The sequence below is a fragment of the Acetanaerobacterium elongatum genome (assembly GCF_900103835.1).
In the GTDB taxonomy this organism is placed as follows: domain Bacteria; phylum Bacillota; class Clostridia; order Oscillospirales; family Ruminococcaceae; genus Acetanaerobacterium; species Acetanaerobacterium elongatum.
The window spans coordinates 1-3,068 of sequence record NZ_FNID01000065.1; the positions used below are offsets into that span (position 1 = coordinate 1).

Sequence of the window (3,068 nt, forward strand, 5' to 3'; positions counted from 1 at the left end):
CCTTGCGGGAACCCACCCCCAACCCCCTCCCGCATTTCAAGGCGCATATTGTCCAAGATTCTATTATGCGGGAGGGGGAAAACTGTTCGGGGGCTGACGCCCCCGAACGCTTACCCCCCTATATTCGCCGCCCCGCGTCGGGATGTAGAAGGCGGCGTCCTCGACGTCACGCGGCCTGCAACCAAATCCACGGTGGGAATGTAGGGGCGCGCATTGCGCGTCCGCGGCTCTGCCGAACGCTATAAAAATACTGCGGCCTTCCGATTGCCGCCCCTACAAATACGCTATCGGAAGGCCGTAGGGGCGAACTGTGTTCGCCCGCGGTAATTCTGCCACACAAGCTGAACCCCGCGCAATATCGGGTATTGCACCCCGCTTGTGATGATGCCCTTCCTGTACGCCTACATAAAAAACCTCCACAAAATAGCCTTTGAGGGTTTACAATTATTACCACATTTGGTATACTGTTAATACTTGGTAATCTATGTGTGCACCGCCGCCCGCTATACCCCAAAGCTTTAGGCGGTCAAACTATAATGATTAACCCGTAATAATAAAGGAGCGCGAAACACTATGCCATCCATTCAGCAAAACGAAAGCCTGCCCCTTGAATACACCCTGGCCCTTGTAAGCGGCAAATGGAAGCTCTTAATCCTCTACTTTTTGCTCACCCAAAGGGTGATGCGCTACGGGGAGCTCAAGCGCAGCGTAACGGGGATTACCCACAAGATGCTCAGTATGCAGTTAAAAGAGCTGGAGCTCGACGGGCTGATCCAGCGCAAGGAGTACCGCCAGATTCCCCCGCGGGTGGATTATTCCCTCACCCCCCTCGGCAATACCCTGCAGCCGATGATCGCCCAGATGTACGACTGGGGCAAGGAGAACATGACGCGCGACGCCCTCGGCTTCGAAACAACGGCGGAGGAGGCCAGGGCCTTCACCCTCTTTTAAGGTGCCTCCTTTACCAGTCAACTTAAAAGGGTAAGGCGCTGCTATTATTCACAAGCGCCCACTAAACATAAAAAAGTCCCGGGGATGTGCGCACTTCCCCGGGATTTTATGATAGTTTGTCGCTTTTGCAGTGGACGGTTATTCAAGGATATAGATGTTCACGGTTTTTCTGCCAAACAGTGTGCTCTCGAAATAGGAATCAAACATCAGGTCTACGTTAATAACGCCGTCACGCAGTCCTGTTCCTGTATCGCCGGCAATGCAGTAGCCGTAAACAAACTTGTTATCCGGCGTTGCAATGTACAGCTTGGTTCCGTAAGGGATAACGGTGGGGTCAACCGCCACATAGCCTGTTACGGCGGGCAGACCGCTGGCGCCCCACATGCCGGGCTTGCAGCTGTACGCGGTGGCAATCTGATTGGTGAGAACCGTTTTATAATTGGTGGGAACGCCGTCGTCGTCGAGCGCAAACTCGGCGGGCAGTTCCAGCGGAGACTCCGGTACCTTGGCTCCGCGCAGCATTACCGATTCTTCGGCTTCCTTGGTGATCCTCTCATCTAATATGTTGGTTTCCTTCAGCTTTCCGTCAATGTACTTCTCCTGAATGGTCAGCACCTTCTCGCCGTCATGCCCCTTCGAGAGCCTGCGGGAGGTGCCGGTTCTGATGAGCGGGGATTCCTTGTCAATCACCCTGTGTTCAATAACCTCTGTTTTTTCAAAGGTTCTATACTGTACGCGATTGATTACGATGTTGTCGTTCTCGGCAGCGTCCTTGGTCAGCGGAAGATTGATAATATCGTCCGGCCCAAGGGTAATGCCCGCCTGCGCAACGGCATCCTTTACCGTGCCGCCCAGCACAAACAGCTCGCGGCGGCTGCCGTCGGCTGTAATGGTTAGGGGGAAGGCGCGGTTAATGGTAATCTCGCCGTATTTGCCCGAGAAGCCGTTAAACTCCACCCGGTCGCGCTTAATGGTTTGTATGCCCTGTTCGTTTAAGATGTCGCTCACATTCTTTTTCTGTGTGAAGACATAACGAACGTCCAGTCCGTCCCGAATGCTTATGGCGTTGGTCATCGTTGTCATGGAGTAGATAGCCGTCGCCAATATAATCGCCAAAACACTCACTGCAAAAGCCCTGCTGTTAAAGTAGCGGCTAATCGCCATCATGCTTCGCTTAACTAATATCATTTAATTGCCCCTTCAAACCATGGATTGATCAATTGCATTTTTGATTTTAAATCTATATAAACAATCGACTCCCCAACTGTTTGAATATTGGGTTTTGATTCGCTGCTCAAATTATATTCGTTGGAAGCAGTCTTTGTCAAACGCCAAGGGCCAAACGAACATAATCAAAAAACCGCGATTTCGCGTTAATATTTCCAAGGTTTAACAGGTTCTCCGTCGAATGATTGTTCCGATTTTAAAAATTTTAAGGCAATCCCAACAATTTATTAGTCAAATTGCACAAACTTCACTTGTTGTCATGTTGCACATACAAGCGTGTAATATTACCAAACTTATTATGCAATAGTTACATTTTCATATTAATTCCATCGTCTGCGCTTCCAGATATGGGAACCTCGTCAAGCACTAATTTGGAAATTATAATTCCAAAGGATGGCTTATCCATGCACTAAAACATAGAAACGCATGTGATATTTTTAACACTTTTGCCGATTGTTTTATTGTTTGCTCCCGCGCCTGCCCAGGCTTCTTTACTTTCATTACTGTGCATATTCACCAAACTAGAACGTTTTCGTTTTTGCGTATATAAAGCGGGAAGAAAGCAGTCTTTTTGTCAAATAAGAATGCAGGTGTCGACGTCCCGGTCAATCCGAGCACTGACTGATTTTGTTGTAGGGGAGACCTGCGGTCTCCAGAGGTTATTGATACCGTTTTGCTTTAATTCACGGGTAAGCACAGTTGGCCCCTGCAGGGGTGCTGTCGTTTGTAGAAAACGGTCTTAACCGCTCCGCCAATACAACAGCCACCTTTGAGCCGCTAATGGGCATCGCCTTACAAAAGCCCACCCCCAACCCCCTCCCGCGCCGTGGCGTTTCGGTTTTCTTGGGTTTCCTGCGCGGGAGGGGGAGGAATGTTCGGGGGCTTCGCCC

3 protein-coding genes are annotated in these 3,068 nt (G+C 50.2%); 2 read left to right on the forward strand and 1 reads right to left on the reverse strand.

Annotated elements, in window-relative coordinates:
- Positions 1-573: 573 nt before the first annotated feature.
- Positions 574-951 (forward strand): winged helix-turn-helix transcriptional regulator, encoded by a 378-nt coding sequence (locus BLR50_RS14150; RefSeq protein WP_092643787.1) that lies wholly within the window; start codon positions 574-576, stop codon positions 949-951.
- Between the two features lie 138 nt (positions 952-1,089).
- Here the strand turns inward: BLR50_RS14150 and BLR50_RS14155 are convergent, their stop codons facing one another.
- Positions 1,090-2,139 (reverse strand): 3D domain-containing protein, encoded by a 1,050-nt coding sequence (locus tag BLR50_RS14155; protein ID WP_092643790.1) that lies wholly within the window; start codon positions 2,137-2,139, stop codon positions 1,090-1,092.
- A 738-nt stretch (positions 2,140-2,877) separates the two neighbouring features.
- Here BLR50_RS14155 and BLR50_RS14620 point away from each other — a divergent pair.
- The coding region (locus BLR50_RS14620) for a hypothetical protein (RefSeq protein WP_205408722.1) at positions 2,878-3,068 on the forward strand (191 nt) is incomplete at its 3' end.

Bases quoted from the DNA above. Each gene is read 5' to 3' on its own strand.
- BLR50_RS14150 (WP_092643787.1), top strand. From the start codon at position 574: ATGCCATCCATTCAGCAAAACGAAAGCCTGCCCCTTGAATACACCCTG.
- BLR50_RS14155 (WP_092643790.1), bottom strand. From the start codon at position 2,139: ATGATATTAGTTAAGCGAAGCATGATGGCGATTAGCCGCTACTTTAAC.